Source organism: Brachybacterium sp. NPDC056505 (assembly GCF_042794925.1).
Lineage (GTDB): Bacteria > Actinomycetota > Actinomycetes > Actinomycetales > Dermabacteraceae > Brachybacterium > Brachybacterium kimchii.
Genome location: NZ_JBHTSV010000002.1, coordinates 205,753 through 222,779, shown reverse-complemented (window position 1 = coordinate 222,779; position 17,027 = coordinate 205,753). Strand labels below are relative to the sequence as shown.

Sequence of the window (17,027 nt, the reverse complement as noted above, 5' to 3'; positions counted from 1 at the left end):
GCTGGGGTTGGGAAGACCGAGGCTCCTGTGGCCGCCGCTGGCACCGAGGCCCCGCTGGGCGCAGAGCCCGTGATACCGGCGCCGGTGCATCGCACGCCGAGGCCCGGAGCGGCGCGACCGACGGCTGAGATCTCGCCCGACGCGCCGGCGCGTCCTGGACGGAGCCGGGCGGATGGCGCGAGCCCCGCCGGCCGCGGGTCGCGGCGCGAGCGGGTGATCGACGGCGCCGCACAGGTGTTCGCCGAGTACGGGTACCACGGTGCGAGCCTGCGCCACATCGCCGCGCACGTGGGAATCACGCACCCCGGGCTGCTCCATCACTTCGCGTCCAAGGAGGACCTGCTCGACGCCGTCGTCGACCGGATGGAGGCCCACGCGCAGGATGCGCTGGACCGCATCGACGAGCTCGCCGCCGACGCGGAGTCGTTCGGGCGCGCTCTCTCGGAGGTCTGGGATCCGTGCTCGGCGCCCATCCAGCTGCTGGCCACGCTGGACGCCGACGTGGTGAGCCACGACCATCCCGGGCGGTACCGGATCGCGAGACTCCACCGCGTGCATGAGCACGTCCTCGAGCAGTGCATCGCCCGCCTCGCGCGCAGCGGTGAGCTGTGCCAGGGCGTCGAGCCGGCCTTCGCGGCGCGGAGTCTGCTCTCGCTCGTGCTGAGCCTCGCGCTGCGCGAGAAGACGGTGCGGACGATGCAGCGGCCGACGCACGACGATGCGCCCATGACTGACCTCCACGACCTGGCCGGATTCTTCCTGCGGGGTCGCCCCGACGGAGCGTGAACACCTGCGGGGCGGAGCGCGGCATCCCCGGCGTTCTGCTTTCCGAACGGTAGGGAGCCGTCGGTCGTACGCGTCATGCTCCTGCTCCGCTGCGTGCTGCTGGACCGGACGCCTGCTCGCACCGGCGATCGGACGATGGCCGCGCCGCTCGCGGCACCGCGCCGGGCTCGACCCGCGTGCCGCGTCGACGCCGCCTCCCCTGTGCGGAGCGGGGATCGTGTGCGAGCTTTGAGGACCCGTGACCGACATGCGAAGGGGTGGACGACATGGCCCGATGCGATGTCTGCGAGAACGAGTACGACCGACCGATCACCGTCGTGCAGGGGGCGCGTCGAGGCGTCTTCGACAGCTTCGAGTGCGCGATCCAGGCGATGGCGCCGCGCTGCGCGCACTGCGGGTGCCGCGTGATCGGGCACGGCGTGCAGGCAGGAGAGATCGTCTACTGCTGCGCGAACTGCGCCCGCACGGATCTCGGGGCGCAGGTGGGTGCCACCAGCACCTGAGCCCGCTGCGAGCCCGTTCAGAGCCCGTTCAGAGCCCGTTCAGGACCACCCCGCTGCGCGGACGGGTGGGGAAGCGGTCGAGGCGGAACGTCAGATCCTGGGCGGGCGCCGAGGCGTCGGAGCGGGAGAGCAGGCGCACGGCGCGCTCCAGGAGCTCCACGGTGCTCCATTCGCCGGGGCAGCGGTGGTCGGCGTCATGGCGCCCGGCCCCCTGTGCGATCAGCGTGTCGGGATGCTCCTCCCACGACCAGCCGCGGAACCGCTCGGGCCGGAAGGCATCCGGGTCGGGGAAGAGGCGCGGATCGTGGCAGGTGCCGTAGAGGTCGAGGATCACCCGATCGCCCGCCCGGAACGAGTGCCCCCGCCAGGTGAACGGCGTACGCACCCGCCCGGGGACGGCTGGGAAGAAGGGGTAGTACCGGCGCACCTCCTGGACGAAGGGCTCGAGATCGTCCTCGTCGCCGGCGGCGAAGGCGCGACGCCACTGGGGATGCTCGATGAGCGCGACCGCCGCGAACTCCACGAACAGGGAGACGGCGAGGATGGGCCGGAGGATGTTCAGGAGCTCGACGGCGGCCGTCCGGGGATCCAGGAGCTCACCGTGCTCGTCGGTGTGGTGCGCGAAGACCTCCAGCGCGGTGCCCTTCTCGGGTGAGAGCGAGCTCGCGCGCACGCTCTGCACGAGCTCGGCCGCCCAGCGCTCGACGCCCCGGCGACGCCAGCGCGCATGCCAGTTGGGAGGGCCGAACTGCGCCACGCGCTCCACCATCAGGCTCAGGTCGGCGCTGAGGCGTTCCGCGTCGGCCCGCTCGAGCGGGATCCCCGCCCAGCGCAGGGCGGCGCGCGTGAGGACGGGCCGGACGACGGCGTCAAGCCTCGAGCGCCGCTGTCCGGGGTTCTGCGCCGCACGCTCCCATTCCTCCTCGAAGAGATCTCCCAGCCGCGTCATCGCGGCGGGCGTCATCAGGGACAGGAAGGCGCGCTTGCGCCGAGCGTGGGCGGCGCCGTCGAGCGACTGCACGGAGCCCTCGTCCTGCAGCAGGTGCTGGATGGCGTGCGGCATGGCCCCCTGACGGGACATGTGGTGCCCGTCGTAGAAGAGTGCGGCGGCATCGGCGCCGCGCAGGAAGGTGACGGGCCGCAGTCCGATCCGGGTGGTGAACAGGTCGGTGCCCTCGGCGTCGCAGCGCGAGGAGATGAAGGGGTAGCCCTCCCGCAGGAGCCGGATCGTGCTGTCGAAGGGGATGGTGCTCATGGTGACCTCCGCGACGGCGTTCGGGAGTCTGCCGCCGACGCGGCCACCATACGCGCCGATCGCTGCGGCGGCCGACCGATCGGAAGGCACCTCGACCAGGCCTTTCGCTGGTCGGGATTGAGGGCGGCGAAGGGCACTGGTAAGCCTGGACCGACCGAGCCGTTTTCCTGCTCGGCACCTGAGCACCGACGCTCGCGCGCAGCGACGCTCACGTGGGGCGCGGCGCGCACCGGATGGAGGAGGAGCACCATGCCCGCTGGACAGACCGGATTCGATGACGTCACCTTCGACCTGATCTCCGTGCAGTACCACTCGCTGAAGGCGGGGCACGACTACGGGCAGTACGCCCGCGACGCCCGCAATGCGGGGCAGGAGGAGATCGCCGCGTTCTTCGAGCGCGTGATGGAGCAGGACGCTGAGCGCGCCCACGCGTGCCACGAGTTCCTGGCGGACCTCGGGGGCACGGACAACACCAGTCCGCAGTGACCGACCGACGACCCTGCGGACGAGTCCGCGCGGCGCCCTGCCCGACCGGAGAGCCCGGACGAGGCGTCGGGCGCCCGGGGACCCTGAGCGCCTGAGGAGGAGCCATGACCGAGCACGACCAGTTGACCTTCTGCAATCCTGTCATCCGCTTCCCGGAGATCACCCCGCCCCGCCAGTCCCAGCCCGAGCCGGGCCTCGACGCCGAGCTCATCCCGGGCACCGACCGCGGCGAGCACAGCTACCGCGGCACCGGACGGCTCGAGGGGCGTCGAGCGCTGATCACGGGCGCCGACTCCGGCATCGGCGCCGCGGTCGCGATCGCCTTCGCCCGGGAGGGCGCGGACATCGCCCTGAACTATCTTCCGGAGGAGAACGAGGACGCCGAGCACGTGGCCGGCGTGATCGAGTCCGCGGGCCGGCGAGCGGTGCTGCTGCCCGCGGATCTCGCCGATGCGGACGCCTGCCGACGCGTCGTCTCCGAGGCGGCCTCGGAGCTCGGCGGACTCGACGCGCTGGTGAACAACGCCGGCAAGCAGGTCTCGGTGCCGCGCCTCGAGGACCTCTCCGACGAGGAGTGGACCACGACCTTCGATGTCAACATCACCGCGATCTTCCGCATCACCCAGGCAGCCCTCGAGCATCTGGGCCCCGGCTCGACCATCGTGAACACGACGTCCGTCCAGGCGTACGAGCCCTCGCCGCACCTCGTCCACTACGCCTCGACGAAGGCTGCGATCAACGCGTTCTCCAAGGGGATGGCGCAGCAGCTGGCTCCGCGCGGGATCCGTGTCAACGCGGTCGCACCGGGACCCATCTGGACGCCGCTCCAGGTCTCCGCGGGCCAGCCGCAGGACGCGCTCCCCGAGTTCGGCAAGAGCACGCCGCTGGGGCGCGCCGGACAGCCGACGGAGCTCGCTCCCGCGTTCGTCTTCCTCACCTCGCCGGAATCCAGCTATGTGCTCGGCGAGACGCTCAACGTCAACGGCGGGATGCCGACGCCCTGAGCGTCCCCGCACAGCGCATCACCCCCTACCGAAGGAGGTGGCCGATGATGGCCGCCGCACCGCACAGTCCCGACGCCCCGCGCACCCCTGAGCAGCCGCACGCGGCCGGAGAACCCTCACGGCCCCGCACCGCCACCGGCGCACCGGGCGTCGAGGGTCCTGATTCCGAAGCCCAGCAGGGCGAACGGCTGACCACTGCGCTGGGCTCCCCGCTGTCGGACACGGACCACTCGCTGAAGGCGGGCCCCCGCGGGCCCGTGCTCCTGCAGGATCATCACCTGCGGGAGAAGATCATGCACTTCGATCACGAGCGCATCCCCGAGAGGGTGGTCCACGCCCGCGGCGCGGCCGCCCACGGGCACTTCGAGAGCTACGGGAACGCCGCATCGCTGACGGTCGCGGACTTCCTGGCCCCTGGCCGTGTCACGCCCGTGTTCACGCGGTTCTCGCCCGTGGTCGGCTCGAGGGGGTCGGCCGACACCGTCCGCGACACCCGCGGGTTCGCGACCAAGTTCTTCACCTCCGAGGGCGTCTACGACCTGGTGGGCAACAACATCCCGGTCTTCTTCATCCAGGACGCGATCAAGTTCCCCGATGTGGTCCATGCCGCCAAACCGCATCCTGATCGGGAGATCCCGCAGGCGCAGAGCGCGCACGACACCTTCTGGGATTTCGTGTCCCTGCACACCGAGGCGCAGCACCACACCATCTGGCAGATGTCGGATCGTGGCATCCCGAGCTCCTACCGCATGATGGAGGGCTTCGGGATCCACACGTTCCGGCTCACCAACGCCGAGGGCGAGACCTCGCTGGTGAAGCTGCACTGGAAGCCCAAGCTCGGGGTGCACTCCCTGACCTGGGAGGAGGCGCAGATCATCGGGGGAGTCGACCCGGACTTCCACCGGCGCGATCTCGCCGACTCCATCGAGGCGGGCGCGTTCCCGCAATGGGAGCTCGGCATGCAGGTTCTTCCCGACCAGGAGGACGAGATGTTCGAGGGCATCGACCTGCTGGACCCGACCAAGCTCGTCCCCGAGGAGATCGCGCCCGTGCAGCCCGTCGGGCTGCTCACGCTCGACCGCAACCCCCGCAACTACTTCGCGGAGACCGAGCAGGTCGCATTCCATCCCGGGCACCTGGTGCCCGGGATCGACGTCACCGACGACCCGCTGCTGCAGGGGCGGCTGTTCTCCTATCTCGACACGCAGCTGACGAGGCTCGGCGGGCCGAACTTCGACCAGATCCCGATCAACCGGCCGCACGCGCCCGTGGACGACATGCTGCGCGACGGGTACGGACAGCAGGCGGTCCACACGGGCATCGCGCCCTATCAGCCCAACTCCCTGGACGGCGGCTGCCCGTTCGCCGTCGGCTCCGACGAGGCGGTCCGCGACATCCCGATCCCGGTCGCCGCGGCGAAGAAGGAGCGCCGCAGCCCGGCGTCCTTCGCGGACCACTTCAGCCAGGTGCGCATGTTCTGGCTCTCGATGACGCCCGTCGAGAAGGAGCACATCATCGCCGCGTACTCCTTCGAGCTCGGCAAGTGCACCGACGAGGACGTGCGACGGCGCCAGCTGGAATGCCTCGCCCGGATCGACGCGTCGCTGTGCGCGGATGTCGCCGACTCCCTGGGCCTGCCCGCTCCGAGCCGCGAGCAGGCGCCGGATGCGGACGCCGGCGCCAGCCCTGCCCTCTCGCAGCTGGGGCGGCACTGGCCGGTGGACGGGCGAAAGGTCGGCGTCGTCGTCGATCCCACCCACGTGCCTGACGACCTCGGCGCCGTGCTCGAGCTCATCGAGTCCCTCGGCATGACCGCGTTCCTCATCGCCCCACGAGCGGGCGTGCTGCTCGGTCGGCACGCCGACCGCACGTTCGCGACCGCACGCTCCGTGGAGTTCGACGCCGTCGCCTTCGCCGGCGCACCCGCGCCCGCCGCTGATGCGACGATCGCGCGCGATGCGAAGGCCGGATCGGGCACGGTCGAGAACATCGATCCTCGCGTCGTGCTGCTCGCCCAGGAGGCGTGGAGGCACAGCAAGGTGGTGGCCGCATGGGCCGACGGCGCTCAGGTCATCGACGCGCTCGGGTCCGCCGGCCGGGCCTCGGAGGCGGACCCGTCGGGAGCCGGGTACGCGGGCAGCGCGGGTGTCATCGTCGGGCTCGACGGCGAGGAGGCGGTCCGCCATGCGCAGGAGTTCCTGAGCGCCCACCGCGTGTGGGAGCGATTCGGCCCAGCCGCCGGAGCCGCCGAGGAGCCCGAGGAGGGCTCGAGCCTGTGAGCGGCACCATGAGGACCAACAACGAGGAGAAGACACCATGAGAGCACTCACCTGGCAGGCACCCGGGCGCGTCACCGTCGAGACGGTGCCCGACCCCGTGATCGAACAGGACGCGGACGCGATCGTGCGCATCACCTCCACTGCGATCTGCGGATCCGATCTGCACCTGTACGACGTCCTCGGCCCGTACATGAGCAGGGGCGATGTCATCGGTCACGAGCCCATGGGCGTCGTGGTCGAGACCGGGAAGGACGTCACCCACGTGGGGGTGGGGGATCGCGTCGTGGTCCCCTTCAACATCGCCTGCGGGCGATGCAGCATGTGCCTCAGAGGGCTGCAGTCCCAGTGCGAGACGACGCAGGTGCGCGAGTACGGATCGGGCGCTGCACTGCTCGGCTACTCGAAGCTGTACGGGCAGGTCCCCGGTGGGCAGGCCGAGCTCCTGCGCGTCCCCCACGCCGACTCGGGTCTGATGCGTGTCGGCAGCGAACTTCCCGACGAGCGCTATCTGTTCCTCTCGGACATCCTCCCCACCGCCTGGCAGGGCGTGCGGTACGCCGATGTTCCCGACGGGGGATCGGTGGCAGTCCTCGGGCTCGGGCCCGTCGGCCAGTTCGCCGCGCGGATCGCCCGGCGCGAGGGTGCGCGGGTGTTCGGCGTCGACCCGGTGCCCGAGCGCAGGGAGATGGCGGCCCGGCACGGCATCGAGGTGCTCGACCAGGGCGCCGACGCGATCGCGGCGATCCGAGAGGCGACCTCGGGGGAGGGCCCGGACGCCGTGATCGACGCGGTCGGCATGGAGGCCCACGGGAACCCGGTGGCCGGGATCGCGCAGAACCTCGTGGGCAGGCTCCCCGGAGCACTCGGCAGACCGGTGATGGAGCACGCGGGAGTGGACCGCACCGCAGCCTTGGACGCGGCCATCGATCTCGTGCGGCGCGGCGGGACGCTGTCGCTCAGCGGCGTGTACGGCGGGACCGCGACGCCCATGCCGCTGCTGACGATGTTCGACAAGCAGCTCACCGTGCGGATGGGCCAGTGCAACGTGCGCAGCTGGACCCAGGATCTGCTGCCCCTCGTCGAGGATCCGGACGACCCCCTGGGCACGGCGGACCTCGTCACCCACCGCCTGCCGCTCGAGGAGGCCCCGGCCGGCTACGAGCTGTTCCGTCGCAAGCACGACGGCTGCATCAAGGTCGTGCTGGAGCCGTCGGTTGGCGGGTGAGGTGTTCGCTGAGACCTGCGAAGGTCGTGTCTGGAACGGAGAGCGCCCCCATCTCCCGAGGGGGATGGGGGCGCCGGTCGAGCGGAGCGACGACCCCGCTCGAGGCGGACAGCCCCTGCACCGGAGGGCTCCCCTGCCGCCAGTGGCCACGGTAGGTCACCGGTTGCGCTGGCGGGCGGGTTCGGGCTCGAGCTGACCGGTAGGTCAGGGCGATTCCCGTCACGAGCTGGAGACGCTGTTACCAGTGCTTTCACGTCGACATGGCAGGCCGGACAGCGATCGGGTCTCACTGGCCTGCGCATCTCTGGGCCATGCGCCATATGGTCGGCGAGCACCGGAGCGGGAGGTAGACACTTCCCCTCCTTTCGCCCACATGTACTAGGAGTGTTCATCATGGGATTCATCGGAGCTCTCATCTCGTGGCTCATCATCGGAGCCATCATCGGCGTGATCGCCAGGGCGATCATGCCCGGTAAGCAGGGTATGGGGATCGGCACGACCATCGTCCTGGGGGTCGTGGGCGCGCTCGTTGGTGGCTTCATCGGCGGGCTCTTCGGGTCCAAGGGTGTCAGCGGCGTCTTCTCGGACCCGTGGAGCGTGTGGACGATCGTGCTCTCTGTCATCGGCGCACTGATTGTCATGGTCATCTATGGCCTGGCCACAGGCCGCCGCCGCTGACTCATTCAGGAGACGACGAAGCGCCCCGCCTGTCCGTGAGGTCGGGATGCGGGCGCTTCGCCGTGCGGGCTTCGCTCGGGCACACCCGATGAGGAGGCTGCGATGTGCGGACGGTTCGGGCTGAACTTCGACGAGGCAGGGCTGCTGCGCGGCACCCTGCTGGGAACCGTGACCGGGTCCCGCGCAGAGTGTCGATGGAGAAATGCCCCAGCGGGACAGCTTTGATGCGGCAGGCGAGTCTTGCCTCTTCCGGCGGCCGGTGGGCATCGCGCCCATGGGCGGCCGCACCGGCCCCGTCCGTGGTGCTGACCCGTGTGCCGGGCCTGGCTGCCACCGTGGCCCTCGCTAACGGGCGGAGCCGGGATCGCCGCAGACCCCCGGCCGTCCGGTTGCTCGACGTCCTCCGATCGTGGACATCCCTGGCTGCTGCCTGCACGATGGGCGGAAGCGACGGGGCGCGACCGCGTCTCGGAAGACGCCCTCGGAAGGCGGAACCATGTTATCGGTCTGGCGTGATACCTCTCAGCTTCCCTCCGCTACGGGCGGCGGCTTCACCCCCGGTGCCGAGTACGACACGGTCGTCGTCGGCGCCGGATTGACCGGGCTGACCACCGCGGTGCTGCTTGCTCGCGCTGGGCAGCACGTGGCCGTTCTGGAGGCTCGCTCGGCCGGTGCGGTGACCACCGGCAACACGACCGGGAAGGTGTCGCTGCTGCAGGGCACTGTGCTCTCCCAGATCAGCAGACACCAGCCCGACACCGTGCTGCGCGCCTACGTCGATGCCAACCGCGAAGGGCAGGCCTGGCTGCTGCGCTACCTTGACGAGAAGGGCATCGACTATCAACGCCGCAGCGCCTACACCTACGCCACCACCGCGCAGGGCGTGCAGATGGTCCGCCAGGAGCAGCAGGCGTGCGCCACCGCCGGGCTGCCGGTCACCTGGGCTCGGGAGACTGAGCTGCCCTTCAACGTCAGCGGGGCGATCGCCCTGGCCGGCCAGGCCCAGATCAACTCCATGGACGTCCTCGGCGCGCTGGCCGCCGAACTGCACGAGCGCGGAGGCGAGCTCATCGAAGGGGTGCGCGTGACCGGCGCGGGCTACCGTTCACCGGTGGAGGTCCATACCGACCACGGGAGTGTCCGCGGGGACCGTCTGGTGCTGGCCACCGGCACCCCGATCCTGGACCGCGGCGCCTACTTCGCCAAGCTCAGCGGCAACCGCTCATATGGCCTGACCTACCGCGTACCGGCCGGGACGGCCATCCCCAAGGGGATGTACATCAGCGCGGACTCACCCACCCGGACCCTGCGCGGCGTCCCCCTGCCTGACGAAGAACAGCTACTGATCGGCGGCAACGACCACGCGGTCGGCCGCGCGTACTCGCCGCGAGGGGCCGTCGAGGACCTTGAATCCTGGGCCCAGCAGCACTATCCCGGCGCCGAGCGCACCCATACGTGGTCCGCCCAGGACTACCGCTCGACCAACTACATCCCGTTCATCGGCCGGCTACCGCGGGGAGGAGGCCACATGTACCTGGCCACCGGGTACAACAAGCGGGGGCTGGCGACCGGCGTGGCCGCCGCGCTGGCCATCACCTCCCAGATCCTCGACGGCAACCTCCCCTGGGCCAAGACCCTGGGGCACCGGATCACCACTCCGTCGGACCTGCTGACCGGAGCGAAGGACGGCACCGAAGTCGGCGTGAACATGGCTACCGGCTGGGTGGACGCCGTACGCAAGCCCCTGCCCAAGCAACCGCCCGCGGAGGGCCGAGGCCTGGTGGGCCGCGAGCACGGCCGACCGGTGGCCGTCTCGACAGTAGACGGGGACACACGCCGGGTCTCGGCCGTGTGCACCCACATGGGCGGCGTGCTGAGGTGGAACGACGCCGAGTGCTCCTGGGATTGCCCGCTGCACGCTTCCCGCTTCTCCGCCGACGGCACCGTGCTGGAAGGCCCGGCCATCAAGAACCTCAAAAAGATGCCCTCGCCCGAAGCATGACCTGCCGCTTCCTATCCGCGCTTCCCGCTTCGGCCTCCACTTCTGGCCTGGGCAAGGATGAATGCCCGTACGGTCGGACCTCACCGCCAGCGGGGCCCCTTACGATTGCGCGGCCCCCGTCAGCGACTCGAAGCGCCCGGACTCCTCGGCCCGATGCCGTTCGCCTGAAACCTCGGGTGATCGCGCATCAGCCCCTACCGCTGGACGGAGGTCTCCTGCAGAGTCGTTTGCATGACGCGTCCACTCTCCCAAGAATTTGCGCCCTCAGCCACTGCTGGCACCGGGATGTTTTCGCGATGCTCACGGTTGCGCTTGGTCGATACGCCCACTTCACGGTCTCGCTCGTGGACCAGCGATTCCAGCACCTGGCCGTCTGCAGTGAACCCCATCATCAACTGCGGGGCACCGTAGGGAAAGTCGTGGATATCGTACTGCCACGTGTGGAACGTCTTGCCGTAGGTTTTCACCAGGTCCTCGAAGTACGCGTGCTCGGCGATCTTCGGAACGCCGGGCGCGGTCAAGATTCCGGACTTTACCTCGTAGTGATGGCTGTGCCAGAGCTTCTTCTCCTCCTCAGGCAGGGCCCGGAACCGCTCTTCGCTGATGATGTATTCGATGCCGATCAGGCGTGCGTCAGGGGAGTTTCTGTCGAAGATGACGCACTGGTGCAGATCATGTTCCAAGTGAATGCAGAAATGAGCCGCGTGGACCTGACGCCCGGTGTCGTCTGCGTACATGTGCAGGCCATCGAGGTACGTGCTCATCGCGTCTGGCGGGCGTTTCCGCTGAACGAACGCTGACCCCAGATCCAACAGGCGATGCCGCCAGGGGTGACTCCTGCTGGTCCTGAGGTTGCTCACGGTCTTGCGTCCGGTGACGGTCGCCGCGGCGACCCCGATGCCGAGGACGAGCCCGGTCGCGAGACTCTTCATCTGTTTCGATCCCATACTCCACCGTAGCGCGACCGACCTCCGCGGCATCACTGCAGGCGCCTTTTGGGGCAAGGACAGCCAGGCGCTTCAGGGCAACGTCGTTTCCAGACGCGGCGAAGCGGCCGGTTGCATCGTGCACTCGTACAGGGGCTCCAGGGCGGGCTCAACTAGTGGTCGCAACGCCTTGGCTTCGGAGGTGTTCACGGGTGGCAGCGAGCGACTGGAGCACCAAGACAAGCGATGCGCCCGAGGGGCTTCGTCGGCAGTGGCGTGCCGAGAATGGAAGCAGACCGGCCTCTCATCGGGAGGTGCGCTGTCCTCGCCTCTTCTCGATGGCTTTGTGCGTGCCGTCGCACCAGGGTTTGATGGCTGATCCGCCGCACATACATACGGCGCTGACTGGTCGCCGTGTCTCGTGCTCGTTCCCCTCGGCGTCGCGGATCACGTGATCTCCGCGCAGGAGCATCGGCCCTCCGGGGCAGAGCACCACGTCGGGCGGGACGTGTTCCTCCGCGCCCGGGGTCACGGCGCCCACTGTGAGAGCATGCGCCGCGCGTACCGGTCATCCATATCCAGGCAGATCCACGCTCCGAAGAAGATGTTCTCGTACTGGTCGGGGGACTCCTCGACGAGGGTCCCGCAGATGTTCCGCACCGCGAGCTGCTCGTGGACCGCATCGGCCTCGACGTGCTCGGTGTAGTAGGCGATCACTTCGGAGCCGAATCCGAGTCGCTCGAGACCGCCTGCGATCTTGCGCGACGGACCCGAGCTGGTCGCCTCGAAGGCCGCGAGGAAGCCGAGGGAAGCCGCTCGCAGGCGGCGGTTGAGGCCGAGCATGCTCATCGCGTTGTCCTGCTCAAGCACCTCGAGCGGCGCCTCGTCGACGAAGGCTCCGTAGTCGGAGGACAGACCGCTCTCCTCGAGTCCTCTGGCGAAGAGGTGCGCGTGCAGCCGCCGCGGGTCCCCGGCGCCGTACTCGTCGTACTGGAGCTCCACGACGGCCGCTTTCACGCGGTGCGACAGGCGAGGAATCGTCCACATCGTGTGGTCCGATTCCTTCAGCGTGTAGATCGATCGGTGGCGGAGGAACTCACGCATGTGCTCGGTCGTACCGGAGCTGCGCAGCCAGGCGGCGACCGAGGGGCCGTCATGGTCCGCGATGAAGGAGAAGAGGTCCGCGGCGAAGTCATCGGGCTCGGGAAACGCCGGAGCACGTTCGCGCAGCGACCGCTCGAAATCGTGCTCGAGCTCGCGTCGCAGGGAGATGAGCACGGGGTCCCACTCCAGGCGGTCGTCGACGTCGTCGAACCCGAGATGGTGGAGAGCGAAGAGCGACCACAGGGCGATCTGCGCATCCTCAGGGCTGGTCGGCGGTGGGGCATCGGCCGCAGTCGGACTCGTGTCTCCGGACCGCAGAGCGCGCATGACGACCTCGCTGAGTTCTCCGCGGGGGAGGGGAGTCCGCACTGGGTTCTCGCCTCCGCTCTCTGCTCCTGGCCGCCGGGCGCTGCGGGCTCGGCACGAGGATTCCCACGATATAGGGTTCCCGCACGACGGCATGACCCCGAGGAGGACTCGCAATGTCGCGGACACTCACGAGACGTTCCGCGCTCATGCTCTCCGTCTCGGCCGTGCTGGCGACCGCCGGCTGCGCGGACGCGGTGCCCCGTGACTCGCAGGGCACCTTGGAGCGCGCGGAGGGCGGTCGGCTCTTCGTCGGCGCCGCGGAGAACCCCCCATGGACCGAGATCGCAGATGACGGCAGTGTCGGTGGCCTCGAAGCGGACATCATCGCGGACTATGCAGCGAGCATCGACGCGACCGTCGAGTGGACCACCGGAGGCATGAACGAGCTCGCCCGGACGATGAAGAACAACGAGCTCGATCTCGTGATCGGCGGCCTCACGGCGGACACGCCGTGGTCCGACAAGATCTCCCCGACGCGTCCTTACCAGGTGGTCAGGGCGGAGGATGGATCGAAGCAGAAGATGGTGATCGGTGTCAGGCCGGGCGAGAACGCCCTGCAGGTCTCGCTCGAGCGCTTCCTCGCGAAGAGGACGGGGGAGCTGTGAACGAGAGCAGGCGCGGCGAGCCCGCCCCCGAGGAGGTCTCCCCGTCGGGGCGCGACGCCCTCCCGGAAGAGCAGGAGCGCGTGCTCGCCCGCGCCATTCGCCTCGAATGGTTCTCCCTCGTCTTCCTCGCGGTGACCGTGACCATGGTCGCGCTCGTCTCCGGGCAGTCGCAGGCGATGAAGGCCGCGTGGCTCGAGGACTCGATGTCCCTTCTGCCGCCGATCGCCTTCCTCGTCGCCGCGCACCTGATCAGCAAACGCTCCGACCGCGGCCATCCCTACGGCCATCACCGCTCCATCGGCGTCGCGCACGTCGTCTCCGCCGCGGCGCTGCTCGGTATGGGCGTGTTCCTGGTGGTCGACTCGTTGAGCACGCTCATCACCGTCGAGCGGCCGCCGGTGGGGCTGACCGTCGTGCTCGGGCACGCCTTCTGGGCGGGCTGGCTGATGATCGCGGTCATGGTGGTCACCAACATTCCGCCCATCTTCATCGGCCGCGCGAAGATGAAGCTCGCCGAGCCGCTGCACGACAAGGTGCTGTACGCCGACGCCGACATGAACAAGGCCAACTGGACCTCGGCCCTCGCCACCGTGGTCGGGGTGCTCGGCATCGGCGCCGGTCTGTGGTGGGCCGACTCCGTGGCCGCCCTCGTCGTCTCCGTCTCGATCCTCCATGACGGCCTGAAGAACTTGCGCTCGTCCATCCGGGGTCTCACGGACGCCGAAGCGCGGACCTTCGACGACAAGGAGCCCCACCCGCTCATAGGGGACATCGAGCAGAAGGCGCGGGAGGCGGGCTGGGTCGCCGACGCGGTGAGCCGAGTGCGGGACGAGGGGCACGTCTTCCACGTCGAGGTCTTCGTGGTGCCCGCCGAAGGGTCGGACGTGACCGGCAAGAAGTGCGAGGATCTGCGCCGAGCGCTGCGGGACGTCGACTGGAAGGTCCACGACGTCGTCATCGCTCCGGTCTCGGAGATTCCGACCGATCAGGCCTTCCGCAGCGACGGGCAGGGCTCGAAGGCGCCGTCATGATGCAGCCTGCACCGCGCGGCCGGCACTGGCCACGAACGGGAGGCGGGAGGGGATGCGTGTGCAGTGGCGGCGTATCGTCGATGGCATGAGCGACGCACTGCTGCTGGTCGATCTGCAGGAGGCCTTTCTCGAGGCCTCCGGGCTGGCCGACGCGCGAGCGGGCATCGTGGAATCGGTGACCGCGCTCGCCGAAGCGGCGCGTACGGCAGAGGTCCCGATCCTGCTCGTGACGACCGAGCACAGCAGGGATCGCTCCACGTGGACGCTGAACATGATCGACGATGACCAGGGGTTCCTGTTCCACGGCGACCCCGGGACCGAGGTGGTCCACGAGCTGGACACGACCGGGATGACACGGGTCGAGAAGACCCGCGACAGCGCCTGGTTCGGCACCGACCTGCTCCTGCGCATGCGGAACCTCGATGCGCGGCGAGTGGTGATCGCGGGCGTCTCGACGCACGCCTGCATCGCACAGACTGCGCGCGACGCGTATGCCAACGGGCTGCGGGCCGACGTGGTCACGGACGCCGTCGCCGACGAGCGCCCCGAGCACAAGGACGCCGTGCTGGACCTGCTCGTCGGCGACAGACAGGCCGAGCTCGTGCGCGTGCAGGAAGTGCTCGACCGCTGGCGCGGTGACACGCGGACCGGGCGTGCGCCGGCACGGCAGCGGCCGTCCGATCGGTAGGCCCGAACGTGCGCGCCCCACGGCCGCCCTGCCACGAGAGGAGCCGGGATGAGATCTCGTACGCGGAAGATCGGGCTGCTCGCTGACCTGGGGGCGCCGGAGACCATCGCTTCGCGCATCGCCGACGCCGTCGCGGCGCGCGTGTCCCAGTGCCTCGGTGAGGAGACCGACGTCGAGGTCGGCCGGGAGACCCTCCCGCTCTCCCCGGACGGATCGGTCCACCTCGCCGAACGGGCGCCGGCACTTCGCAGGCGCCACGAGTGGGACTGCGTCGTGTACCTGTCGGACTTGCCGGACTTCGTGGACGGGCGCCCCCTGCTCGCCGAGGCGGCCCACGCGGAACGCTGCGCGCAGGTGACGGTGCCGGCCATGGGTGGTCTGCCTCTCGCTGCGCGGACGCGAGATCTCCTCGTCGGGCTGATCCTTGCCATCCTCCAGAGCGACCAGCGACACGGAGAGGGCACGCTCGAGGAGGCACTCGGTGCCGGCCATCGGCGCGTCATGCCCTCGCCGGACAGATCGGGCCTCACGACCGTGGTCCTGGAAGGACGGCTGCGCACCGTGCGGCTGCTGGGCGGCATGGTGCGCAGCAACCGGCCCGGGCGCCTGCTTCCCGCACTCACCGGATGCATCGCCGCCGCGGTCGGTGCGGGCGCGTTCGGCGTCTTCTACGGAACGCTGGCACCTGTGGCGGACCCCTTGTCGCTGTGGCGACTGGGCGTGATCGCTCTCCTCGCCGGCGCGATCCTCACCGTCTGGTTGATCGTGCGCAATCGGCTGTGGAACTCCGCGAGCCCCAGCCGGAGGAGCTCGGAGAGACGCCTGGACAATGCCGCGACCGTCCTCACCGTGGGCTTCAGCGTCGCCATGCTGTACATCGTCCTGGCCGTGCTCATGCTGCTGCTGAGCGTCACGGTCCTGGACCCCGTCTACCTGCACAACGAGCTGCTGCACCCGGCCGGCGCGATGGAGTACGTCAAGCTCGCGTGGCTCAGCGCTTCCATGGGAGCGCTGGCCGGCTCCCTCGGCGCGAACTTCGACGACGAGTCCGCGGTGCGCAGCGCCACGTTCAGCCGCCGTTATGACGAGCGCCGCCGCCTGTTCGATCAGGAGTCGGACGACCAGAGCAGCAGGGAATCCCGGGGCGAAAGCGGAGGCGACGGCGATAGGCGGAGCGGCTGAGCGGTGCGCGCGGTCTTGCGGGTGCGTCACTCCCGGCCGCGCCGGCTCCATAGCTCATGTGCACAGTCGTCGGCAAGCCCCGCTCCGACCGGAATGCGAGGAGACCCGTGCGGACGTACCGTCGCAGGAACGCTCGAGGCGAGGAGGACTCCATGCTCAGCGTCGATGTCGCGGATGGCATACATCTGCTCCAGCACGGTCACGTGAACTGCTGGCTGATCGAGGGGGCAGGAGGACTGACCCTCGTGGATGCTGGCCTGCCGGGCGTCTGGAACCGGCTCGGACGAGCTGTCCGGGAGCTCGGGTACCGGCCCGAGGACCTGCGTGCGCTGGTGCTGACCCACGCGCACTTCGACCATGTGGGCACGGCCCGCCGCCTCGTCGACCGGCTGGGGCTCCCGGTGCTCGCGCCTCCGCAGGAGCGGGAGCTCGCAGCGCATCCCTATCGATACGCGCACGAGAACCCCCGGGTGCTCTACCCGATCCGGCACCCCCGCGCTGTGCCCCTGCTCGGCGGGATGCTCGCGGCTGGAGCCGCATGCGTGCGGGGCGTCGAGCTCACCGGCACCTTCGCCCCGGGGGACGACCTGGACGTCCCCGGTGCACCGCGGGTGATCGCGACCCCCGGCCACACGCTCGGGCACGTCGCCCTGCACCTGCCTGATCGCGACGCCGTGATCACCGGGGACGCCCTCGTGACGCTCGACCCCTACACCGGGCTGCGCGGACCGCGGATCGTGGCGGGCGCGGCCACGGCGGACAGCGGACTCGCCCTTCGGTCGCTCGAGGCGATCGCCGAGACCGACGCCCGTCACGTGCTGCCGGGGCACGGCCAGCCCTTCCTCGGGGCGCGGCAGGCCGCTGCCGAGGCCCGGCGCCACGGGGCGTCCTGAGACGCCCACCG

At 69.8% G+C, this 17,027-nt stretch carries 17 protein-coding genes; 13 read left to right on the top strand and 4 right to left on the bottom strand.

Annotated features, from left to right (window positions below):
- Positions 1–213 precede the first annotated feature (213 nt).
- Positions 214–786, top strand: a complete 573-nt coding sequence (locus tag ACFQ53_RS02735) for a TetR/AcrR family transcriptional regulator (protein ID WP_377854978.1) — start codon at positions 214–216, stop codon at positions 784–786.
- Positions 787–1,052: 266 nt separating this feature from the next.
- Positions 1,053–1,289 (top strand): hypothetical protein, encoded by a 237-nt coding sequence (locus ACFQ53_RS02730; RefSeq protein ID WP_239203653.1) that lies wholly within the window; start codon positions 1,053–1,055, stop codon positions 1,287–1,289.
- A gap of 28 nt (positions 1,290–1,317) precedes the next feature.
- On the opposite strand, the gene ACFQ53_RS02725 is transcribed toward ACFQ53_RS02730, so the two are convergent.
- Positions 1,318–2,544 (bottom strand): cytochrome P450, encoded by a 1,227-nt coding sequence (locus ACFQ53_RS02725; RefSeq protein ID WP_377854974.1) that lies wholly within the window; start codon positions 2,542–2,544, stop codon positions 1,318–1,320.
- Between the two features lie 249 nt (positions 2,545–2,793).
- Between ACFQ53_RS02725 and ACFQ53_RS02720 the strand changes: the two genes are divergently transcribed.
- The 6 genes from ACFQ53_RS02720 to ACFQ53_RS02695 all read left to right on the top strand — a co-directional run bounded on the left by ACFQ53_RS02720 (position 2,794) and on the right by ACFQ53_RS02695 (position 10,218).
- A complete protein-coding gene (locus tag ACFQ53_RS02720) occupies positions 2,794–3,030 on the top strand; it encodes an acyl carrier protein (protein WP_239203655.1) in 237 nt (78 codons plus the stop codon).
- Positions 3,031–3,134: 104 nt separating this feature from the next.
- Positions 3,135–4,034: an SDR family oxidoreductase gene (locus ACFQ53_RS02715; protein WP_377854971.1), complete on the top strand. Its 900-nt coding sequence runs from the start codon at positions 3,135–3,137 to the stop codon at positions 4,032–4,034.
- Positions 4,035–4,078: 44 nt separating this feature from the next.
- Entirely contained in the window at positions 4,079–6,313 is a 2,235-nt protein-coding gene (locus ACFQ53_RS02710; RefSeq protein ID WP_377854968.1) for a catalase, read from the top strand.
- Positions 6,314–6,350: 37 nt separating this feature from the next.
- The gene (locus ACFQ53_RS02705; protein WP_377854965.1) at positions 6,351–7,538 is read left to right on the top strand and encodes a zinc-dependent alcohol dehydrogenase; all 1,188 of its coding nucleotides are present in this window, start codon (positions 6,351–6,353) and stop codon (positions 7,536–7,538) included.
- A gap of 393 nt (positions 7,539–7,931) precedes the next feature.
- Positions 7,932–8,216, top strand: coding sequence for a GlsB/YeaQ/YmgE family stress response membrane protein (locus tag ACFQ53_RS02700; RefSeq protein ID WP_377854962.1), 285 nt, complete (start codon positions 7,932–7,934; stop codon positions 8,214–8,216).
- Positions 8,217–8,712: 496 nt separating this feature from the next.
- On the top strand, positions 8,713–10,218 hold the full coding sequence (locus ACFQ53_RS02695) for an FAD-dependent oxidoreductase (RefSeq protein ID WP_377854959.1): 1,506 nt from the start codon (positions 8,713–8,715) through the stop codon (positions 10,216–10,218).
- A gap of 194 nt (positions 10,219–10,412) precedes the next feature.
- Here ACFQ53_RS02695 and ACFQ53_RS02690 read toward each other — a convergent pair whose 3' ends face one another.
- From ACFQ53_RS02690 to ACFQ53_RS02680, 3 genes are all read right to left on the bottom strand, one after another.
- Positions 10,413–11,150 (bottom strand): OBAP family protein, encoded by a 738-nt coding sequence (locus tag ACFQ53_RS02690; RefSeq protein ID WP_377854956.1) that lies wholly within the window; start codon positions 11,148–11,150, stop codon positions 10,413–10,415.
- 298 nt (positions 11,151–11,448) lie between these two features.
- Entirely contained in the window at positions 11,449–11,616 is a 168-nt protein-coding gene (locus ACFQ53_RS02685) for a CDGSH iron-sulfur domain-containing protein (protein ID WP_377855087.1), read from the bottom strand.
- A gap of 56 nt (positions 11,617–11,672) precedes the next feature.
- Positions 11,673–12,575 (bottom strand): iron-containing redox enzyme family protein, encoded by a 903-nt coding sequence (locus ACFQ53_RS02680; RefSeq protein ID WP_377854953.1) that lies wholly within the window; start codon positions 12,573–12,575, stop codon positions 11,673–11,675.
- 155 nt (positions 12,576–12,730) lie between these two features.
- Here ACFQ53_RS02680 and ACFQ53_RS02675 point away from each other — a divergent pair, with 155 nt between their 5' ends.
- From ACFQ53_RS02675 to ACFQ53_RS02655, 5 genes are all read left to right on the top strand, one after another.
- Positions 12,731–13,222: a transporter substrate-binding domain-containing protein gene (locus ACFQ53_RS02675; RefSeq protein ID WP_377854950.1), complete on the top strand. Its 492-nt coding sequence runs from the start codon at positions 12,731–12,733 to the stop codon at positions 13,220–13,222.
- Positions 13,219–14,253, top strand: a complete 1,035-nt coding sequence (locus ACFQ53_RS02670) for a cation diffusion facilitator family transporter (protein WP_377854948.1) — start codon at positions 13,219–13,221, stop codon at positions 14,251–14,253. The genes ACFQ53_RS02675 and ACFQ53_RS02670 overlap by 4 nt, the downstream gene beginning before the upstream one ends.
- Positions 14,254–14,338: 85 nt before the next feature.
- Positions 14,339–14,941, top strand: coding sequence for a cysteine hydrolase family protein (locus ACFQ53_RS02665; RefSeq protein WP_377854945.1), 603 nt, complete (start codon positions 14,339–14,341; stop codon positions 14,939–14,941).
- A gap of 48 nt (positions 14,942–14,989) precedes the next feature.
- Positions 14,990–16,123 (top strand): hypothetical protein, encoded by a 1,134-nt coding sequence (locus tag ACFQ53_RS02660; protein WP_377854943.1) that lies wholly within the window; start codon positions 14,990–14,992, stop codon positions 16,121–16,123.
- A 152-nt stretch (positions 16,124–16,275) separates the two neighbouring features.
- Positions 16,276–17,016: an MBL fold metallo-hydrolase gene (locus ACFQ53_RS02655; RefSeq protein WP_239203492.1), complete on the top strand. Its 741-nt coding sequence runs from the start codon at positions 16,276–16,278 to the stop codon at positions 17,014–17,016.
- The last annotated feature ends 11 nt before the right edge of the window (positions 17,017–17,027 follow it).

Coding starts and splice junctions, on each gene's coding strand:
- ACFQ53_RS02730 (WP_239203653.1), top strand. CDS start 1,053: ATGGCCCGATGCGATGTCTGCGAGAACGAGTACGACCGACCGATCACC.
- ACFQ53_RS02725 (WP_377854974.1), bottom strand. CDS start 2,544: ATGAGCACCATCCCCTTCGACAGCACGATCCGGCTCCTGCGGGAGGGC.
- ACFQ53_RS02720 (WP_239203655.1), top strand. CDS start 2,794: ATGCCCGCTGGACAGACCGGATTCGATGACGTCACCTTCGACCTGATC.
- ACFQ53_RS02715 (WP_377854971.1), top strand. CDS start 3,135: ATGACCGAGCACGACCAGTTGACCTTCTGCAATCCTGTCATCCGCTTC.
- ACFQ53_RS02710 (WP_377854968.1), top strand. CDS start 4,079: ATGATGGCCGCCGCACCGCACAGTCCCGACGCCCCGCGCACCCCTGAG.
- ACFQ53_RS02705 (WP_377854965.1), top strand. CDS start 6,351: ATGAGAGCACTCACCTGGCAGGCACCCGGGCGCGTCACCGTCGAGACG.
- ACFQ53_RS02700 (WP_377854962.1), top strand. CDS start 7,932: ATGGGATTCATCGGAGCTCTCATCTCGTGGCTCATCATCGGAGCCATC.
- ACFQ53_RS02695 (WP_377854959.1), top strand. CDS start 8,713: ATGTTATCGGTCTGGCGTGATACCTCTCAGCTTCCCTCCGCTACGGGC.
- ACFQ53_RS02690 (WP_377854956.1), bottom strand. CDS start 11,150: ATGAAGAGTCTCGCGACCGGGCTCGTCCTCGGCATCGGGGTCGCCGCG.
- ACFQ53_RS02685 (WP_377855087.1), bottom strand. CDS start 11,616: ATGCTCCTGCGCGGAGATCACGTGATCCGCGACGCCGAGGGGAACGAG.
- ACFQ53_RS02680 (WP_377854953.1), bottom strand. CDS start 12,575: ATGCGCGCTCTGCGGTCCGGAGACACGAGTCCGACTGCGGCCGATGCC.
- ACFQ53_RS02675 (WP_377854950.1), top strand. CDS start 12,731: ATGTCGCGGACACTCACGAGACGTTCCGCGCTCATGCTCTCCGTCTCG.
- ACFQ53_RS02665 (WP_377854945.1), top strand. CDS start 14,339: ATGAGCGACGCACTGCTGCTGGTCGATCTGCAGGAGGCCTTTCTCGAG.
- ACFQ53_RS02660 (WP_377854943.1), top strand. CDS start 14,990: ATGAGATCTCGTACGCGGAAGATCGGGCTGCTCGCTGACCTGGGGGCG.
- ACFQ53_RS02655 (WP_239203492.1), top strand. CDS start 16,276: ATGCTCAGCGTCGATGTCGCGGATGGCATACATCTGCTCCAGCACGGT.